This is a genomic window from Desulfobacca acetoxidans DSM 11109 (genome assembly GCF_000195295.1).
GTDB lineage: Bacteria > Desulfobacterota > Desulfobaccia > Desulfobaccales > Desulfobaccaceae > Desulfobacca > Desulfobacca acetoxidans.
Genome location: NC_015388.1, coordinates 1,891,231 through 1,906,990, shown reverse-complemented (window position 1 = coordinate 1,906,990; position 15,760 = coordinate 1,891,231). Strand labels below are relative to the sequence as shown.

Below are 15,760 nucleotides of genomic sequence, written 5' to 3'. Positions count from 1 at the left end.
CTCGGGCTGTTGACCTGATATCGCTCAGACAGGGGAAATCGTTATCTTTCCCTTAGATTTATCATGCCAGACGTTTTGTCTGGACCAACTGACGGCGACCGGGGAGAACCCGGTGGTTATTGCGGAGGGAAAAAATGCAAGCGAGAAAAGTTGCCGAAGGAGTGTATTGGCTGGGTGCCGTTGATTGGGATCGGCGCCTGTTTGATTCCCTGATTCCCTTGCCGGACGGCACGTCGTATAATGCCTACCTGATTGCCGGCCGTGAAAAAACTGCATTGCTGGACACCGTTGATCCGGCAATGGCCGAGACCTTAATGAGGCAACTGGATGGGATTGCCAAGATCGACTTTGTCGTCTCGCTCCACGCCGAGCAGGACCATTCCGGCACCATTCCCCAAGTTCTGGAAAAATATCCTCAGGCCAAGGTGGTCTGCTCCGCCAAGGCCAAGCCCATGCTCATGGATTTCTTAAGAATCCCCGAGGCCGCCTTTATCACCGTGGCAGATGGCGAGACCCTGTCCCTGGGCGACAAAACCTTGAAGTTCATCTATACTCCCTGGGTGCATTGGCCGGAGACCATGGTAGCCTACCTGGAGGAAGATCGAATCCTGTTTAGCTGCGATTTCTTCGGCTCCCATATCGCCAGCAGCGATCTGTTCGCCACCGATCAGGGGCGCGTCTACGAGGCCGCCAAACGCTACTTTGCCGAGATCATGATGCCCTTTCGGAGCGTCATCGCCAACAATCTCGAAAAACTCAAGCCCTACGATATCCAGATGATCGCCCCCAGTCATGGGCAAATTTTCGACCAACCCGCCTGGATCATGGAGGCCTACCAGGACTGGGCCACAAGTCCGCCGCACAATCTGGTGGTCCTGCCCTATGTCTCCATGCACGGCAGCACCAAAATAATGGTGGAACATCTGGTCTCGGCCCTGGTGGACCGGGGAATTCGGGTCGAATTATTCAATCTGGCAGTCACTGATACCGGGAAACTCGCCATGGCTTTAGTCGATGCCGCGACTATTGTCGTGGGCGTGCCCACGGTTTTGGCCGGCCCGCACCCATTGGCGGCTTACGCTACCCTCCTGGCCAATGCCTTGCGGCCAAAGGCAAAGTTTCTGTCCATCATCGGCTCCTACGGCTGGGGCGGGAGGACCGTGGAGATCCTGGCCGGCATGATCCCCAATCTTAAGGTCGAAGTCTTGAATCCGGTATTGTGTAAAGGCTTGCCCTCAGAAGCTGATTGCAAAGCTCTTGATGATCTGGCCGCGGCTATCGCCGCCAAACATAAGGAACACAATTATACTTAGAAGTGAATTGGCCAGGTGCTGAGGCAATCTGAAAAAACGCCAATGGCGGCATCAGTGTTCTGAACCTTGAGGGCGATACTTTGAGAGAAATCCTGGAAGAAGCACAGCTGTGTCATCAGATCGTCAAAGAGGCGCACGATGCCATCATCATGGCGGATCGGGAGGGAATCATCCGCCTCTGGAACAAAGGGGCCGAAATGGTCTTTGGTTTTAGCCCGGCGGAAGCACTGGGCCAATCCCTGCACCTCATCATCCCGGAAAACTTACAGGAACGTCACGATCAGGGCTACCGACAAGTCATGCAATCTGAGCGGAGCAAATATGCCGCTGAACTCCTTGCCGTACCGGCGATAAAAAGGATGGCACCAAGATATCAGTGGAATTCACCCTGATCGTCATTCGGGATAATCAATACAAAATCTTGGGAGTAGCTGCCATCATCCGGGATGTTACGGCAAGGTGGAAAAAAGACCGGGCTCTGCAGCGTCGCCTGACTGATTTGGAGGCTCAGTTTAGGCGGTAGATTAAGTATTAAAATAATTTTATTTAATATTATTAAATAATTTGAAATCATGGAGATGTTGCGTTATATGGCCGGTGACTTGCAGGCCGCTTGACGCCGGGCGGCAAATATCGCATAATGTACAAAAGGTACATATGAGGGCAAATACCATGAAACGAATGAACGCCACGGCAGTCCGGAAAGGGCTGTCGGACATTTTGAACCAGGTGGCCTACGCCAAGGAACGGGTCATCCTCAACCGGCGTGGGAAAGACGTGGCCGCCTTGGTCTCCATGGACGACCTGCTCCTCCTGCAGGCCCTAGAGGACAAGCTCGACAACGAAGCGGCGGCGGCGGCCCTGGCGGAGCCGGGCGACTCAGTCCCCTGGGAGCAGGCGAAGAAAGAGCTGGGCCTGCCTGAATGACCTACCGGGTTGAATTGCGCCCCGCCGCCCTGCGAGACCTGGCCAGGGTGGAGAACCCCTGGCGGCTGAAGATCGCCCGGAAGATTGACGCCCTGGCCGCCAATCCCCGGCCCCCGGGGGTGGAAAAGCTGGCGGGCAGCGATAACCGCTACCGGGTGCGCAGCGGCGACTATCGCATCGTTTACGAAATTCATGACCGGGTGCTGCTCATCCTGGTGGTGCGCATCGGGCATCGGCGGGAGGTGTATCGGTGAGGCAGATGACCGGGGCACCGGAAAGAAACACAGGCGGACAAAGCCTGAGCGCCAGGCCACAGCCGGAAACCAGATTTCCAGGCAAATGGCGGCCTTACCCAGCTTACAGAGACTCGGGAGTCGAATGGTTAGGCTATGTGCCTGAGAATTGGGACTATAAGAAGATCAAACGAATTTCCAATGTCAAAAGAGGGGCATCTCCCCGACCTATTGATGATCCAATTTATTTTGATGAAGAAGGGGAATATTCCTGGGTTAGGATTTCAGACGTTACTTCAAGTGAACGATATTTAATAACGACAGAACAAAAACTATTGTAACTATTCACCCCCCGTTATCCGGGGGACAGAGGAAGGAAAACGATGGCGCCGGGCAGTCGAGAGGTTTTAATCGGTAAATTTGAGGCAGTGCTCCGGGGGCCGGACGGTGAGCTCTTGGCGGATATTTTGGACCGCTTTTTTGTCCGATTGCCGGAACAGATGGACACCGAGCCGCTTTCAGCCAAAGAAGCCGAGGCCCTGGAGTCCGGACGCCGAGCTCTGGCGACAGGCGACAGTTCCTATTTCACCCCGTGGGAAGAGGTCAAAAAGGAACTGGGGCTGTGAAATTCTCCCTGGTCTTGAGTCAGGATGCCAAAAAGGATCTGGCGAAGCTGGATAAGCGCACTTTAGGCCGATTAAACCGGCGCTTTATGGTGGTGAACCCTGAGAGAACCCTAAAAGAAAAAGGGGCCAACGAAAATCGCTAACCCCCTTGAATTTCCTGGTGGGCCGTCAGGGGATCGAACCCCGAACCTACTGATTAAGAGTCAGTTGCTCTACCAATTGAGCTAACGGCCCCTGCTCACTCTCTGTTGATCATCGTTATTTTTATCAGCCCAGCTTGGGCTTGTCAAGAATAATGGCAGGCTAATTTCAAAGTCGTGAAGGAGTGAACTTTTGGGAGCAAAAATGAATGGAGGAGGGCTTTGGGAAAACTTATCCCTGATTTGGATGGCAGAATAAACCAGAGGTTAGCAGAGGAAAAGGTAACTTTGAAGTGGCAAGGGCAGTATTCTACCTATCCCTCAATTGAGCATTACTCGGAAATGGCCCTGCCCCCTCATCCCCCGAACGTTGACGAAACCGGCACAGGGTGGTATGATCCGGAGAAAATTCTCCAGCGCTCAATCCCGAGAACCACTTGAAAGCCCTATTAAAGGTAATCTGCTCCTCCACCTCCCGATCCGAAAGATCATAGAGATATTGGAGAATGACCACGAAGAAAAGCCTGGCGCCCAGAACTATGGGCCCATAGATAGGGTAACCTGTAGCCCAATACATTGCAAAGGACATATATCGTATGAACGAGTCGAAAAGTACTCTCCAAAAAATCCTCAAAGACTCTAAGATAATTTTTGCTGCCGGCGGCCTGTTGTGGCGAGAGGATAAGGGGCAAAGGCAGATTGCCGTGGTGTTTCGGAATAGGTATCAGGATTGGACCTTACCTAAAGGAAAAGTCAGTTTAGCTGATGAAAGCATCCAGACAGCCGCCCAGAGGGAGGCTAAGGAAGAAACCGGCTTTGAGACCGAAATAATTGAGTTTGCCGGATGCGTCTGTTACAAGCATAACCATATTCCCAAAGTAGTATTATTTTGGCATATGGTTCCGAAAGGTGATTCTCATTTTAGAGAATCCGAAGAGGTAGGACGCTGTGAATGGCTCTCGGTTGAGGAAGCCATTCGTAGACTTACCTATCCCAAGGAGCGTGATTTGCTCGTCCAAAACTCAGCTTATGTTATAAAAGGGCTGGTTAAATGAACTCTCGAGGAAGCTGTATGGCAATGATAATATCAAAGTTCAGCGGAGAACCGTTGTTCACAAAAGGTATAAGATGAAATGGTTTATGAGATTTAGGCTGCGTCTACAGCGGTTGAATTCCTCAATTCAGTCATACAGAGAAGAATTCACCAATATAATGATGAAAACAGATGAAGATACGAGAACATCCTGGGAAAACCTCCTCAAAATGGCAGAAGAAGCCCTAACCATCAATGAAGGGTATCATTTCTTTAAATCAGCATATCGGTTGGGACTTAAAGCTTTAGATCAAAATCAATTAGAGGCAGAAGCAAGGAGTCTTCATAATGAAGCAGAGGAGAAATTATCCTCCTGGCGTAAAAAAACAGTCAGCGAACTAATTACTCATCCGGTAAAAATGGAGAATCTTGCCGAGGCTAGGAAAATCCTGGACGAACATTTTGATAACCGATACTTTACAAATGATCTAATAAAACGGCAAATATTTTGTTGGTTCTTTTACTTTACAGTTGTCCTATTGGCAATATTTTTTCTTATACTTTTTGGATTTCCCAATAGCCGCCTTCCTTTAGGTAAAATAGAACAACACGCAAGTATTAATATGCTTCTGCTTGTTTTCCTCTTTGGAGCTCTGGGAGGAACCATCTTTTCTTTTCTCTCTACCACCCAAAAGAGCGCCAGCGCTCGCATTATAGATCAACTGCTTACCTGGTATGTCACCTTGATACGTCCCTTGTGGGGCGGGGTTGGCGCTTTGGTAGTCTATCTCGGCTTACAGGCTGGCATATTCCAGGTAAATTTGGAGCATGAAGGCGCCCTTGTTCTTTCTATTTCAATAGCTGCCGGTTATGCTGAGCGGCTGGCGACAGGCGCTCTCGAAAATGTGGCCACCTTAATTAACAAAAACAAAGCAAAAACAAATACAGGTAAGTAAGATAAGAACAGATCGAAAAAAATTAGTTGCCTGGCTGACTGCCGATATCAAAACTATTGGCCCTCTTAACGTTCAATCTGAAAATGCAGACAGTGGGTGGAGCAGGAGATGCAAGGATCGTAATTGCGGATGGCCTGTTCCAGGATCAGGGTGAGCCGGTCATCGTCGAGGTGCAGATTGGCTTCTGCTACCCGGCTGAGGTCGTCCTCGACTGACTTCTGGTTCTGGGAGGTGGGTGGAACGAGACGGGCGTTGAGGATGACGCCCTGCTCATCAAGGGTGTAGCGGTGGTAGAGGCTGCCCCGAGGGGCCTCGCTGATGGCGCAACCCCGACCGGCCCGCCAGGGAGCGGTTAAACACGGCCGGTCGGGACGTTCGTAGCTCTGAATAATCCGCAGGGCTTCTTCGCAGGCAAAGACCAGCTCAACGCTGCGGACAATGATACTCTGAAAAGGATTACGGCAGTCCGGGGTCAGGCCTACTTCTCGGGCGACGGCCTGGGCCAGAGGCGTCAGCCGGTCAAAGTTCAGGTTAAAGCGGGCCATGGGGCCGACCAGGTAACGCCCCGCTCCTATCCGGTGGGACTGCAGGGCAGTGCTGTGCCGGACGTGTTCTTCGGCGAAATGATCCTCGTATTCAAAGGCGCTGATATCCAGTCCCCGACTGGAGACCAGGCGGCCTTGACAGAGCGGATATTCCTCCGGATGTCTCAGGGCGACAAATTCATAATCGGCGGCGGCGTCCGGGAAGTCAAAACCGGCGACCCAACGCACTGTTTTCAGGGCTATCTTTAGGGCTGCCTGAAGCTGATCAGCCAAGGCCCGCAGCTCTTGAACCCGCGGGGTTCGATAAAAGCCGCCCACCCGAACGTTCACTGGGTGAATCTCCCGACCGCCGAGGAGGGCGACGAGGTCGTTACCGGCCTTCTTGAGGGCCAGACCTTCTTTGACGATCTCGGGATAATCCTGGGCCAGGGCAATGGCACTGGAATAGCCTAAGAAATCAGGCGCATGGAGAAAATAGACGTGCAGGGCGTGACTCTCGATCCACTCCCCGCAGTAAAGCAGGCGGCGCAGTTCCCTTAGCTGGCCGTCAACGCTGAGACCTAGGATGCCCTCCAAAGCGTGGGTCGAGCTCATCTGATAGGCCACGGGGCAGATGCCGCAGATGCGGGCGGTGAGATCTGGTGCCTCGTCACCTCGGCGCCCCCGCAAAAAGCCCTCAAAAAAGCGGGGGGCCTCGAAAATGCTAAACTTGGCCTCGGTGACGCGACCGTCCTTAATCTTGAGTTTTAAAGCCCCCTCACCTTCCACCCGGGCAAGATTGGCAACTCTGATCGTTTTATTCATGGGCCTGGCTCTCCTGACGGAATGGTTCGGCATAGGCGGTGAAGGTCCGAAAAAGACGGACAATGTCGGCTTCCGACAGGCCCAACTGGCGAAAGCGGACACTGAGGGCGGCGGTGTTCGCCGTCTCCTTGGGACCGTAGCAACCATAGCAACCCCGATGATAGCTGGGACAGAGGGCACCACAGCCGGCGTGGGTCACCGGCCCGAGGCAGGGCACGCCATCGGCCACCATGACACAGGCATTGCCCCGCAGTTTACAGGCCACACAGACAGACTCATCGGCGAACCGCGGGGTGCGGCCCTGCAGCAGGGCTTGGATTAACTCCAAAAGTTGGTTTTTGTTGATCGGGCAGCCGGGAAGCTGGTAATCCACCTTGATGTGTTCGGCAATAGGGGTAGACTGCTCCAAGGTTTTGATATATTCCGGCCGGGCATAGACCGCTGCAATATAGTCCTTTACATCAGTGAAATTGCGTAGAGCCTGGATGCCCCCGGCAGTAGCGCAGGCGCCGATGGTAACTACCAGTTTGGAGCGGCGGCGCACCTGCTTGATGCGATGGGCATCTTCCGGTGTGGTGATAGAGCCTTCCACCAGCGACAGATCGTACGGACCAGGAGCGACGTCGCGGCTTGCCTCCAGGAAATAGGCGATCTGCACCCGGCCCACGATGTCCAGGAGGTAGTCTTCTAAATTCAGTAGACTTAATTGACAGCCGTCACAGGAAGCAAATTTCCAGACGGCGAGTTTTAGCAGGGAGCTCATGGCGTCCTCGCAGCAATGAGAGCTTATGTGGAATGGAGTGGCTTTTTCTCCTCTCACCCCGAAACTTCCCCCTCAAGGAAAGAAGAAAAAATCAAGCAAGAATCTTTTCCGCCTGGGCCAAAAAGCCCAGGATACCGCCAAAGGCCTTGTCAAATAAGGAACGGCCTACACTTCCCGCAGTTCAAACCACCTGCCGATACGGTCGTAGGAGAAGACCGGACCGTCTTTACAGACAAAAAAAGGGCCAAGCTGACAATGGCCGCAAAGACCCAGACCGCATTGCATATTGCGCTCCAGGGAAACATAGATATTGCGGGGGGGCCAATCCTCGGCGAATCAGTTCCTGTACGCAGAAGCGCATCATAATGCCCGGGCCGCAGATCAGGGCGGCGGTGCTCTGCGGATCGAAGTTGGCGCGGCCGATGAGATTGGTTACGACCCCCACGTGCCCGCGCCATCGCTGATCAGCGCTGTCGACGGTGACATGCACCCGCAGGTCGAACCGCCCCCGCCAGCGCTCCAGTTCGCTGCGATAGAGGAGGTCCTGGGGCGAACGGGCACCGTAGATGAGTTCGACATTGCCGTAGTCCTCACGGTGCGTCAGGACATGGTAGATAACCGGACGCAGGGGCGCCAGGCCGAGACCGCCAGCCAGGATGACCAGATCGAGACCGGTGGCCGCCTCTACCGGCCAGGGAGTGCCAAACGGACCTCGCAACCCCAAACAATCGCCGGTCCGCAATTTCTGCAGCGAGCGGGTAACGTTCCCCACGGCGCGGATGGTATGCACCATTTTTTCGGGTTTAGCGGGATCGCCGCTGATAGAAATGGGCGATTCACCGGCACCCGGATGGTAGAGCATGTTAAACTGCCCAGGTTGGAACTGAAATACCGGCGCTCCGTCCTGGGGCTGTAAATACAGGGTAAAGGTATCAGGCAACTCCTGCCGGCGACCGACCACCTGAAAGGGCCGGGGCAGCATGGGATATTCTCTGGCCGTTTCTCGCTGGGCTGTCACCCCGTGCATGTTAGGAGCCATAAAAATCCACCAGTTGCAGTTTCAATAGTTTTATTTTTTTGGCCTGAACCTGGACAAAGCGTCTCAACAGTTCATAACCCAGGTCTGGATGCTCCGCGAATAGCTTCCTCAGACAGTCGACCTGGAAAACGATGGCGCGGGTAACCTCCTGGGTTCGGGCATCGAAGAACCATTCTTCCACCGCCTCCGCCCCCAATGCACCTAACAGATCTCCCTCGCCCAGGGTGTAAATGGTTCGAGGACCGCGGCGAGGACGATGCACCTCCACTGCCACCCGTCCGAAGCGCAACAGAAATAGTCGTTCGGCCTTTTCCCCCTCAGTGAAGATTACCTCATTGGCCCGATAGGTTGCCAAAGTTGCGCAGCCGGCCAGTAACTGGATCTGCTGCCCGGTAAGACTGGCCAGGAAGGGATGGGACGCCAGAATTGATTCCAGGTTTTCCATGGACATTACTCCTGTGTGGGATTTACCCGGATAGCTTGAACTTCCGCCGTAAGATCAATGCCCACCGGGCACCAGACCAGGCAGCGGCCGCAGCCGACGCAGCCGAGGGAGCCGAATTGGTCGAACCAGGCGGCCAGTTTATGAGTCAGCCACTGCCGGTAGCGCGACTTGGGAGAGTTCCGCAGACTGCCGCCGTGGATATAAGCGAACTGGAGAGTGTGACAGGCGTCCCAGTGGCGCCAGCGTTCAGCCGCCCGGCCATCCAGATCGCTTTTATCCTCAATCCGATGGCAGAAACAGGTGGGGCAGACCAAGGTGCAGTTGCCGCAACTGAGGCAGCGAGCAGCCACTTCATCCCAATGCGGGTGATTATAATTGTTATACAACAATCCGGGCAAGTCATCGGTAGACAGGTTTCGTTTCTGGCTGTGGGCCGCCTGGCGGATGAGTTCCCTCGCCCGTTCCTGTTGCGCGCCGGTAGCCGGTTGCCAGGGCAACTTCAAAATCACCTCGGCTCCGCGCGGGGTTCCCACGGTCACCAGAAAGGCGCCGTCCGAACCGCAGCTGATTTCCGTCAGGGCCAGGTCGAAACCAGCCGCGGCCCCTGGACCGGTCCCCAAGGAGGCACAGAAACAGGCGGCGTCGGACTCCGTACAATTGATCGCCACAATGAAGAGGGACTGCCGCCGAGCGGCGTAAACCGGATCGGAGTACGGACCCTGAAGAAAGATGCGGTCATGAATTGCCAGGGCGGCCAACTCGCAGGCCCTGACGCCGATAAAGGCATAGGACGGGACTTCCTCAGGAAGATACTGAAACCTGAGTCCGCTCTCCTGCCGTTCAGTTCGGAAAAGGGGCACAGAGGGTGGATAGAGATATTTTTTCCAGGACTCCTGGCCCAGGTTAAAACCGAAATAGGCCTGATCGTCCCGGCGAGTCAGCCGGAACGCCCCGGCATCGGCATCGGTGGTCCAACCCTGGGGAAGATCGGCGGTCCCAGACAGCGCATCCAGAACCAGATAACCGTCCTGAACCGTGGGACCCACCGGCTGGAAACCCTCTTGCACTATAACATCGATCAGAATCGGAAGAACTGCAGCCGATATGACTGCTTCCTCTCCAACCTGGAGACGGGGAGTGGACATGAGACGCCTGCTCCTCCCTAAGCCGAGGCATTCCCCAACAGCCGCTCGGCCTCAAATCGTGACTGATAAAAACAGTTTGCTGAACGTGGTTTGATGATATGATTGTATATCGGTTTAAAAACACACTAAGTTAAAAAGGTAAAAAAGGCAAGGATTTTTTCACCGAAGTGGTTAGACTAGAAAACCTCCGGGAGTCTGGAGACATTGAAGAGGTTATTCACGCAAAGACCGGGATGAATATCCGTCCGGGACATGATAAAGCAGAGCCGGATAACGGGAAAAAAGCAGGGCAAGCGTTGGTATCTCTCAGAGAAAAATCTCCAGGCCTTTTTTGATAAAGAACCTCAGGATTTAGAGTAAACATAGTAAAGCATGTCCCTAAAGACGGCATTTCAGAGATAGAAAGAGGAGCAGAACAATGAATATCCGGGAAGAAATTAATAAAGTTCTGGATACCCTCCCTGAGGACTCCCTGGAGGCTGTCCTGGAATATGCCAGATATATCCGGGAACCTGAGGAGGTAGAGCCTACCGAGGGTGAGATGAAAGCCATAACCAGGGGCAAGGAGGAGATAGCCAGGGGCGAAGTGGTGAGGTGGAGGGATATCAGGAAAAATGCCATATGAAGTCAAGCTCACCAAAACGGCTCAGAAAGTCTATGACAAGGTCCCGGGCAAGCTCCAAGCCGGACTTGATAGATGTTTTATTCATCTGGAGGCAGACCCCAAGAGGAACCCGAATATTAAGAAATTCAAAGGTTTTCCCGGACATTACAGATATCAAGTAGGGGGCTGGCGTATCCTCTATGAGGTAGACGAGACACAAAGGACCGTGACGGTATACGAGATATGGCCAAGGGGTAATGTCTACAAAGGCCATTAAAATTATGAGAGATGAGTCTCCCAGCAGACATGAGATGAAGGCTCGATTTAGAGAGACCCTCAAGGGGCCATAATGACGAACCAGATATACCCTAAACCAGATCTCAAGTCTCTGGGCACGGTGGGCTATGGGTTACCTGAAGCTGCGAACGATCCAGAACCGGTTTGAGGGCGAACTCCTGGCCGCCGCCCTGGAGCGCCTGGGGGTGGATTTCTTTCTGCGTACCTTCGAGGATACTGCGTATGACGGGCTTTTTGTGGCCCAGGAGGGTTGGGGAGCTATCTGGGTAGAGGAGGCTGACAGGCTGCTGGCAGAGGATATCCTGCAAAAGTTTGACGAGGCCTATGCGGCGGGGTTCGACTGGGAAAGCGAAGCCGAGTAAGGAATTGCCTTGATCGAAAGCAATATCACTGTATATTCTATATAATTGTCATAATTCATAATTCACTCATAAACACGGAGATTTCCAAAGGTAGTTTTTCTTCTCGAAGATGCTGTCCATCGGTAAGCAGCTGATCAGCAGAACCATGAAATGAAAAGTTACGTGGTTGACGCCTCGGTCATCCTGAGATGGGTAGTTGGTGGCGCAGTCAACCTCAATCCGCACAAGGCTCAGTAGCTAAGGAAGACATCATGAAAGCAGTAGCTATTTCCGGGTCACCCCGCAAGGAGGGGAACACCTGGCAGCTCTTGAACCTGGCCCTTGAATTGCTTGCCAACGAGGGCTTTGAGACCGAATTCATCTCTTTGCATAACAAAAAAATTCACCCCTGCCTGGCCTGCATGTCGTGTAAAAAAGAGAAGAACCGTTGCGCCCAGGAGGATGACTTCCAGGAGATATTTCCGAAGATGCAGGCCGCTGACGCCCTGCTGGTGGGCTCGCCGGTCTACTTCGGTTCGGCCACGCCCAATCTCATGGCCCTCTTGGACCGGGCCGGATACGTCGCCCGCCACGGCGACAATCATTTCCACCGCAAGGTCGGCACCCCTATTATAGTAGCCCGCCGGGCCGGCGTGAACTTCACCTATGCCCAATTGCTGTTCTTCTTCTCCATTATGGGAATGATCGTTCCCGGCGCTACCTACTGGCCCATCGCCTACGGTCTGAATCAAGGCGAGGCCATGAATGATACCGAGGGCGTGCAAACCATCAAAAATCTGGCGGCCAATATCGCCTGGTTGGCGAAAAAGTTGAGAGACTGACATGAAAAATATTCTCTTTCTCAAGGCCTCTCCGCGCGGCAGCCGTTCCCATTCCCTGGCTGTGGCTGAGGCTTTTATCGACGCCTACCGGCAGTACCACCAGGCCGTCGAAGTCGTCCCGCTCGATCTCTTTGCTCTAGACCTGCCCCCGTTCGACGGCCTGCGCCTTCAGGCCAAATACAACATCCTCCATGATCGACCGCATTCCCAAACCGAAGCCGAGGCCTGGAAAGTGGTGGAGGAATGGATCAACCAATTCAAGGCGGCCGATAAATACGTGCTGGCTACGGCCATGTGGAATTTTGGCATTCCCTATCGGCTAAAACAGTATCTGGATATTATCCTACAACCGGGCTACACCTTCTCATATTCTCCGGAGAGCGGCTATCAGGGACTGGTCACCGGCAAACCTATCTTCATCACCTATGCCCGGGGCGGGGAGTATCCAATCGACAGCCCCGCCGGGGCCATGGATTTTCAGAGGCCCTATCTGGAGTTCATCTTACGGTTCATCGGGTTTAAAGAAATTCGGCGCGTGATTATCGAACCAACCCTCGCCCAGGGGCCAGAGGTAGCTAGGTCACGGCGGCAGTCAGCAATAGAGCAGGCTCGGAAGATGGCCGAAAGCTTTTGACGTATCCGCCGGCAATAGTTTCTTTGGTAACCCTGGTTTTTCCGCCGGCATGAATCTTGATTGGGGATTACCTCATTAACCGAGATTATTTGCATGTATCAAAACTTTGTATGATTTGGCCGGAAAAAATGCTATAATGAAAATTTAATAACTTGCAGAATGCGGTTCATTGCCTGTTCCTTTCTCTTCAGAAGTTGGATATCATGAACCTTACCCCGGTTTATGCCGGTAGTATTACCCGTTCGGTTCCGGTGCTAGAGTGCAATATAATACGTCCAAAGAGGCATAATGAAAAATCTACCAACCATACCGATCGCTGGCGCTGATCGAAACGTTATCTTAATACAGGGCGGCATGGGCATTGGTATATCCCTCGCCCCCTTAGCTCGGGCAGTGGCTCAGAGAGGCGGTGTCGGCACCATATCCAGCGCCGGTCTGGCAACTTTAGTAAGCAAAAGAATAGGCAGGAAAGTCGATTCCTATCAAGCCGCGGCCATTGAAGTTGCCGAAGCCAAAGAGAATGGCGGGTTTATTGCCATTAACATCATGGTTGCGTTATACCAGTCATTCACTGATTCTATCCTGGGAGCCATTGCCGGAGGCGTGGATGCCCTGATTTTAGGCGCCGGCCTGCCTACCAACCTGCCGGAGAACGTTGCCAGTGCTGACGTGGCCTTGATTCCTATTGTCTCCTCGGCTAAAGCCCTGAGAATAATTCACCGGAGGTGGACCGAAAGATACGACCGTATTCCGGATGCCGTGGTGCTGGAAGGGCCGTTGGCTGGCGGGCATCTTGGATTCTCGCATGCCGACGTTTCCAAGGACGCCTTCCGACTGGAGAATCTTTTCGGCCCGGTGAAAGAATTCGCCCAGAAACACGGCGATTTTCCGGTGATTGTAGCCGGCGGGGTTTACTATCATGACGATATCCTCAAGTGGGTGAATGAGTTCGGCGCCGATGGCGTGCAGTTGGGCACCAGGTTTGCGGCCACTCACGAAAGCGGCGCCTCGGCTGATTTCAAGCAGGCTATCATTGACTGCAGGAGAGAAGACATTATTGTGCCCAAAAATCCAGGGTCTCCCTGCGGCCTGCCTTTCCGATTGATTAAAACCTCTCCCGGCTATCAAATAGCGCTGCACAAAGACCGGCCGCCGAAATGCAATCGCGGGTTTGTGCTCCGCAAAGATCAAGAAGGCCATTTTACCGTCTGTTCGGCCAAGGATTCCTACGATAGTTTTTGCATCTGCAACGTGCTGCTCAGCGCCCACGGTTTCACCGACAGAGAAAAGCCGATTTACACCATCGGCCAACGGGGATACCTGGTTGACCAGATTCTCTCGGTGGACGAGCTGATGGACGAACTGATCGGGTTAAATCCACCCAAGAAGGACTGAACCTCATGGCTTCCCTGCGCACCCGGTTTTCGCCCAGCCCCACTGGCTTCCTGCATCTGGGGGGAGCGCGCACGGCGCTGTTTAATTGGCTCTTTGCCCGGCATTACAACGGTACCTTTATCCTGCGGATCGAAGACACCGACGTGGAGCGATCCCAGAAAATCTATGAAGACGATATCATCGCCGGTCTAACCTGGCTGGGCCTGGATTGGGATGAAGGCCCCTATCGCCAGACCGAACGCCTGGAAACCTACCGATTTTACACCCAGGAATTAATTGCCCGCGGGGCGGCCTATTACTGCAACTGCCCCAAGGAAGAGCTGGAACAGCGACGGCAGGCGGCTTTGGCCCGCGGAGAGAAACCGCGCTATGACGGCCACTGTCGGGACCTGGGCCTCAAAGCCGGGTCGGATACCGCAGTGCGTTTCCGCAGCCCCACTGACGGCATCACCCACTGGGACGACCTCACCAAAGGGGCCATTGCTTTTGACAACGCCGAACTGGACGATCTGGTGCTGGTCCGGGCCGACGGCGTCCCGACCTATAACTTCGCCGTTGTCGTAGATGATCTCACCATGAATATCACCCACGTTATCCGGGGTGACGATCACATCTCCAACACCCCCCGGCAGATTCTCATCTACCAGGCCTTAGGCGCTCCTCTGCCCCAATTCGCTCACATCCCCATGATCCTGGGTCCCGACCGCGCCAAGCTCTCCAAACGCCACGGCGCCCTGTCGGTGCTGGCCTATCGGGATATGGGCTATCTGCCCGATACTATGGTAAATTTCCTGGCACGCCTGGGCTGGTCCCACGGCGACCAGGAAATTTTCAGCCGGGAAGAGTTGATCCGCTCCTTCTCCCTGGATCACGTAGGGAAAGCGCCCGGCATCTTCGATACCGAGAAACTTGCCTGGCTCAACGGCCACTACCTGCGTCAGGCCACTGCGGCGGCGCTGGCCCCCCAACTCCAGGAATTTCTGTCTAAGATCGATATCAGGGTTGATGACCTGGCAACGCTTGCTAACGTGGCCCGCACCCTGCAGCCCCGGGCGCACACCCTGGTGGACATGGCCGCTCAGGCGCGCTTTTACTTCGAGGATCCCCGGCCCTATGAAGATAAAGGCGCCAGGAAGTTCTTGACGCCCCGGATCAAACCAGTCCTCCGGGAGATCATCGCCCGTTGGCAGGCGGAACCGGTTCCGAACGAAGAGGCGCTGCACCAGTTTTTCAAAAATATGCAGGAGGAAGCGGGACTGAAGATCAAAGAGATTGCCCAAGCCGTCCGGCTGGCCCTCACCGGCCGGACCGCCAGCCCCGGATTGTTTGAGATCATTGAAATCCTCGGTTGGCCGGAGGTCCTCCGGCGGCTCCGGACAGCAGTAGCGGCGTGCCCCTGAAATATCAAAGGTAGGCACCCATTTCCCCAATAACCGGAAGATAGAAGATACGGAGGCGATAGCACATGAGCACATCGGAAAATTATCGGAGTAAACAAGCCCTGTTGGTAATCGTAGTTTTTTGCCTGTTTGTCCTGGCATTTCTGAATCTCAATTGGATCATCACTGTCGGCTCGGTGTTGGTTGCGACCGCAGTAGCACTATATGCCGGTACCCTGGAACCTAAGCCAAGCCATGAGGAGCACCATTAAAAGCAGGGAAGAGGGAAGAGGGATTCG

23 protein-coding genes, 1 tRNA gene and 1 pseudogene are annotated in these 15,760 nt (G+C 54.0%); 18 read left to right on the top strand and 7 right to left on the bottom strand.

Features of this window, described 5'->3' with window-relative positions:
* Window positions 1-134: 134 nt before the first annotated feature.
* The 8 genes from DESAC_RS08475 (at window position 135) to DESAC_RS16280 (ending at window position 3,242) form a co-directional block, all read left to right on the top strand.
* The gene (locus tag DESAC_RS08475; RefSeq protein ID WP_013706656.1) at window positions 135-1,313 is read left to right on the top strand and encodes an FprA family A-type flavoprotein; all 1,179 of its coding nucleotides are present in this window, start codon (window positions 135-137) and stop codon (window positions 1,311-1,313) included.
* A gap of 80 nt (window positions 1,314-1,393) precedes the next feature.
* Window positions 1,394-1,705, top strand: coding sequence for a PAS domain S-box protein (locus tag DESAC_RS16785; protein ID WP_218915666.1), 312 nt, complete (start codon window positions 1,394-1,396; stop codon window positions 1,703-1,705).
* Window positions 1,690-1,836 carry a hypothetical protein gene (locus DESAC_RS16780; RefSeq protein ID WP_218915665.1) on the top strand — a complete coding sequence of 49 codons (147 nt, stop codon included), beginning with the start codon at window positions 1,690-1,692 and terminating at the stop codon, window positions 1,834-1,836. Before DESAC_RS16785 ends, DESAC_RS16780 begins: the two co-directional genes overlap by 16 nt.
* Before the next feature lie 149 nt (window positions 1,837-1,985).
* Entirely contained in the window at window positions 1,986-2,240 is a 255-nt protein-coding gene (locus DESAC_RS08465; protein ID WP_013706655.1) for a type II toxin-antitoxin system Phd/YefM family antitoxin, read from the top strand.
* A complete protein-coding gene (locus tag DESAC_RS08460; RefSeq protein WP_013706654.1) occupies window positions 2,237-2,494 on the top strand; it encodes a type II toxin-antitoxin system RelE family toxin in 258 nt (85 codons plus the stop codon). The genes DESAC_RS08465 and DESAC_RS08460 overlap by 4 nt, the downstream gene beginning before the upstream one ends.
* Window positions 2,495-2,499: 5 nt before the next feature.
* Window positions 2,500-2,814: a restriction endonuclease subunit S domain-containing protein gene (locus DESAC_RS15785; protein WP_174261963.1), complete on the top strand. Its 315-nt coding sequence runs from the start codon at window positions 2,500-2,502 to the stop codon at window positions 2,812-2,814.
* A gap of 42 nt (window positions 2,815-2,856) precedes the next feature.
* Window positions 2,857-3,099, top strand: coding sequence for a hypothetical protein (locus DESAC_RS08455; RefSeq protein WP_013706653.1), 243 nt, complete (start codon window positions 2,857-2,859; stop codon window positions 3,097-3,099).
* Window positions 3,096-3,242, top strand: coding sequence for a hypothetical protein (locus tag DESAC_RS16280; protein WP_013706652.1), 147 nt, complete (start codon window positions 3,096-3,098; stop codon window positions 3,240-3,242). The genes DESAC_RS08455 and DESAC_RS16280 overlap by 4 nt, the downstream gene beginning before the upstream one ends.
* A 15-nt stretch (window positions 3,243-3,257) precedes the next feature.
* Here DESAC_RS16280 and DESAC_RS08450 read toward each other — a convergent pair.
* Together DESAC_RS08450 and DESAC_RS17000 are read right to left on the bottom strand one after the other, a co-directional pair.
* Window positions 3,258-3,333 (bottom strand) — tRNA-Lys (locus tag DESAC_RS08450).
* Between the two features lie 216 nt (window positions 3,334-3,549).
* A complete protein-coding gene (locus DESAC_RS17000; RefSeq protein ID WP_373419363.1) occupies window positions 3,550-3,816 on the bottom strand; it encodes a transposase in 267 nt (88 codons plus the stop codon).
* A 19-nt stretch (window positions 3,817-3,835) separates the two neighbouring features.
* Here DESAC_RS17000 and DESAC_RS08440 point away from each other — a divergent pair, with 19 nt between their 5' ends.
* Window positions 3,836-4,294, top strand: a complete 459-nt coding sequence (locus DESAC_RS08440) for an NUDIX hydrolase (protein WP_013706651.1) — start codon at window positions 3,836-3,838, stop codon at window positions 4,292-4,294.
* A 157-nt stretch (window positions 4,295-4,451) separates the two neighbouring features.
* On the top strand, window positions 4,452-5,228 hold the full coding sequence (locus DESAC_RS08435; protein WP_148231212.1) for a hypothetical protein: 777 nt from the start codon (window positions 4,452-4,454) through the stop codon (window positions 5,226-5,228).
* A gap of 65 nt (window positions 5,229-5,293) precedes the next feature.
* On the opposite strand, the gene DESAC_RS08430 is transcribed toward DESAC_RS08435, so the two are convergent.
* From DESAC_RS08430 to DESAC_RS08410, 5 genes and pseudogenes are all read right to left on the bottom strand, one after another.
* On the bottom strand, window positions 5,294-6,577 hold the full coding sequence (locus DESAC_RS08430; protein ID WP_013706649.1) for a Ni/Fe hydrogenase subunit alpha: 1,284 nt from the start codon (window positions 6,575-6,577) through the stop codon (window positions 5,294-5,296).
* Window positions 6,570-7,340 carry an NADH-quinone oxidoreductase subunit B family protein gene (locus DESAC_RS08425; RefSeq protein WP_013706648.1) on the bottom strand — a complete coding sequence of 257 codons (771 nt, stop codon included), beginning with the start codon at window positions 7,338-7,340 and terminating at the stop codon, window positions 6,570-6,572. Before DESAC_RS08425 ends, DESAC_RS08430 begins: the two co-directional genes overlap by 8 nt.
* A 165-nt stretch (window positions 7,341-7,505) precedes the next feature.
* Window positions 7,506-8,379: pseudogene (locus tag DESAC_RS08420) on the bottom strand (FAD/NAD(P)-binding protein).
* Window positions 8,369-8,824, bottom strand: a complete 456-nt coding sequence (locus tag DESAC_RS08415; protein ID WP_013706647.1) for a cyclic nucleotide-binding domain-containing protein — start codon at window positions 8,822-8,824, stop codon at window positions 8,369-8,371. The pseudogene DESAC_RS08420 and the gene DESAC_RS08415 overlap by 11 nt, the downstream one beginning before the upstream one ends.
* Window positions 8,825-8,829: 5 nt before the next feature.
* Window positions 8,830-9,969, bottom strand: coding sequence for a 4Fe-4S dicluster domain-containing protein (locus tag DESAC_RS08410; RefSeq protein ID WP_013706646.1), 1,140 nt, complete (start codon window positions 9,967-9,969; stop codon window positions 8,830-8,832).
* 418 nt (window positions 9,970-10,387) lie between these two features.
* Between DESAC_RS08410 and DESAC_RS08405 the strand changes: the two genes are divergently transcribed.
* From DESAC_RS08405 to DESAC_RS08370, 8 genes are all read left to right on the top strand, one after another.
* A complete protein-coding gene (locus DESAC_RS08405; protein ID WP_013706645.1) occupies window positions 10,388-10,594 on the top strand; it encodes a hypothetical protein in 207 nt (68 codons plus the stop codon).
* The gene (locus DESAC_RS16995; protein ID WP_013706644.1) at window positions 10,584-10,850 is read left to right on the top strand and encodes a type II toxin-antitoxin system RelE family toxin; all 267 of its coding nucleotides are present in this window, start codon (window positions 10,584-10,586) and stop codon (window positions 10,848-10,850) included. Before DESAC_RS08405 ends, DESAC_RS16995 begins: the two co-directional genes overlap by 11 nt.
* Before the next feature lie 127 nt (window positions 10,851-10,977).
* Window positions 10,978-11,232, top strand: coding sequence for a hypothetical protein (locus DESAC_RS08395; protein WP_013706643.1), 255 nt, complete (start codon window positions 10,978-10,980; stop codon window positions 11,230-11,232).
* Between the two features lie 251 nt (window positions 11,233-11,483).
* Window positions 11,484-12,053, top strand: coding sequence for a flavodoxin family protein (locus DESAC_RS08390; protein ID WP_013706642.1), 570 nt, complete (start codon window positions 11,484-11,486; stop codon window positions 12,051-12,053).
* A 1-nt stretch (window position 12,054) separates the two neighbouring features.
* On the top strand, window positions 12,055-12,687 hold the full coding sequence (locus DESAC_RS08385) for an FMN-dependent NADH-azoreductase (RefSeq protein ID WP_013706641.1): 633 nt from the start codon (window positions 12,055-12,057) through the stop codon (window positions 12,685-12,687).
* A gap of 288 nt (window positions 12,688-12,975) precedes the next feature.
* Window positions 12,976-14,082: an NAD(P)H-dependent flavin oxidoreductase gene (locus DESAC_RS08380; protein WP_013706640.1), complete on the top strand. Its 1,107-nt coding sequence runs from the start codon at window positions 12,976-12,978 to the stop codon at window positions 14,080-14,082.
* Between the two features lie 5 nt (window positions 14,083-14,087).
* Entirely contained in the window at window positions 14,088-15,482 is a 1,395-nt protein-coding gene (gene gltX, locus DESAC_RS08375; protein ID WP_013706639.1) for a glutamate--tRNA ligase, read from the top strand.
* A 65-nt stretch (window positions 15,483-15,547) separates the two neighbouring features.
* Entirely contained in the window at window positions 15,548-15,733 is a 186-nt protein-coding gene (locus DESAC_RS08370) for a hypothetical protein (RefSeq protein WP_013706638.1), read from the top strand.
* Window positions 15,734-15,760: the final 27 nt, after the last annotated feature.

Coding starts and splice junctions, on each gene's coding strand:
- DESAC_RS08475 (WP_013706656.1), top strand. CDS start 135: ATGCAAGCGAGAAAAGTTGCCGAAGGAGTGTATTGGCTGGGTGCCGTT.
- DESAC_RS08465 (WP_013706655.1), top strand. CDS start 1,986: ATGAAACGAATGAACGCCACGGCAGTCCGGAAAGGGCTGTCGGACATT.
- DESAC_RS08460 (WP_013706654.1), top strand. CDS start 2,237: ATGACCTACCGGGTTGAATTGCGCCCCGCCGCCCTGCGAGACCTGGCC.
- DESAC_RS15785 (WP_174261963.1), top strand. CDS start 2,500: ATGACCGGGGCACCGGAAAGAAACACAGGCGGACAAAGCCTGAGCGCC.
- DESAC_RS08455 (WP_013706653.1), top strand. CDS start 2,857: ATGGCGCCGGGCAGTCGAGAGGTTTTAATCGGTAAATTTGAGGCAGTG.
- DESAC_RS17000 (WP_373419363.1), bottom strand. CDS start 3,816: ATGTATTGGGCTACAGGTTACCCTATCTATGGGCCCATAGTTCTGGGC.
- DESAC_RS08440 (WP_013706651.1), top strand. CDS start 3,836: ATGAACGAGTCGAAAAGTACTCTCCAAAAAATCCTCAAAGACTCTAAG.
- DESAC_RS08435 (WP_148231212.1), top strand. CDS start 4,452: ATGATGAAAACAGATGAAGATACGAGAACATCCTGGGAAAACCTCCTC.
- DESAC_RS08430 (WP_013706649.1), bottom strand. CDS start 6,577: ATGAATAAAACGATCAGAGTTGCCAATCTTGCCCGGGTGGAAGGTGAG.
- DESAC_RS08425 (WP_013706648.1), bottom strand. CDS start 7,340: ATGAGCTCCCTGCTAAAACTCGCCGTCTGGAAATTTGCTTCCTGTGAC.
- DESAC_RS08415 (WP_013706647.1), bottom strand. CDS start 8,824: ATGGAAAACCTGGAATCAATTCTGGCGTCCCATCCCTTCCTGGCCAGT.
- DESAC_RS08410 (WP_013706646.1), bottom strand. CDS start 9,969: ATGTCCACTCCCCGTCTCCAGGTTGGAGAGGAAGCAGTCATATCGGCT.
- DESAC_RS08405 (WP_013706645.1), top strand. CDS start 10,388: ATGAATATCCGGGAAGAAATTAATAAAGTTCTGGATACCCTCCCTGAG.
- DESAC_RS16995 (WP_013706644.1), top strand. CDS start 10,584: ATGCCATATGAAGTCAAGCTCACCAAAACGGCTCAGAAAGTCTATGAC.
- DESAC_RS08395 (WP_013706643.1), top strand. CDS start 10,978: ATGGGTTACCTGAAGCTGCGAACGATCCAGAACCGGTTTGAGGGCGAA.
- DESAC_RS08390 (WP_013706642.1), top strand. CDS start 11,484: ATGAAAGCAGTAGCTATTTCCGGGTCACCCCGCAAGGAGGGGAACACC.
- DESAC_RS08385 (WP_013706641.1), top strand. CDS start 12,055: ATGAAAAATATTCTCTTTCTCAAGGCCTCTCCGCGCGGCAGCCGTTCC.
- DESAC_RS08380 (WP_013706640.1), top strand. CDS start 12,976: ATGAAAAATCTACCAACCATACCGATCGCTGGCGCTGATCGAAACGTT.
- gltX (WP_013706639.1), top strand. CDS start 14,088: ATGGCTTCCCTGCGCACCCGGTTTTCGCCCAGCCCCACTGGCTTCCTG.
- DESAC_RS08370 (WP_013706638.1), top strand. CDS start 15,548: ATGAGCACATCGGAAAATTATCGGAGTAAACAAGCCCTGTTGGTAATC.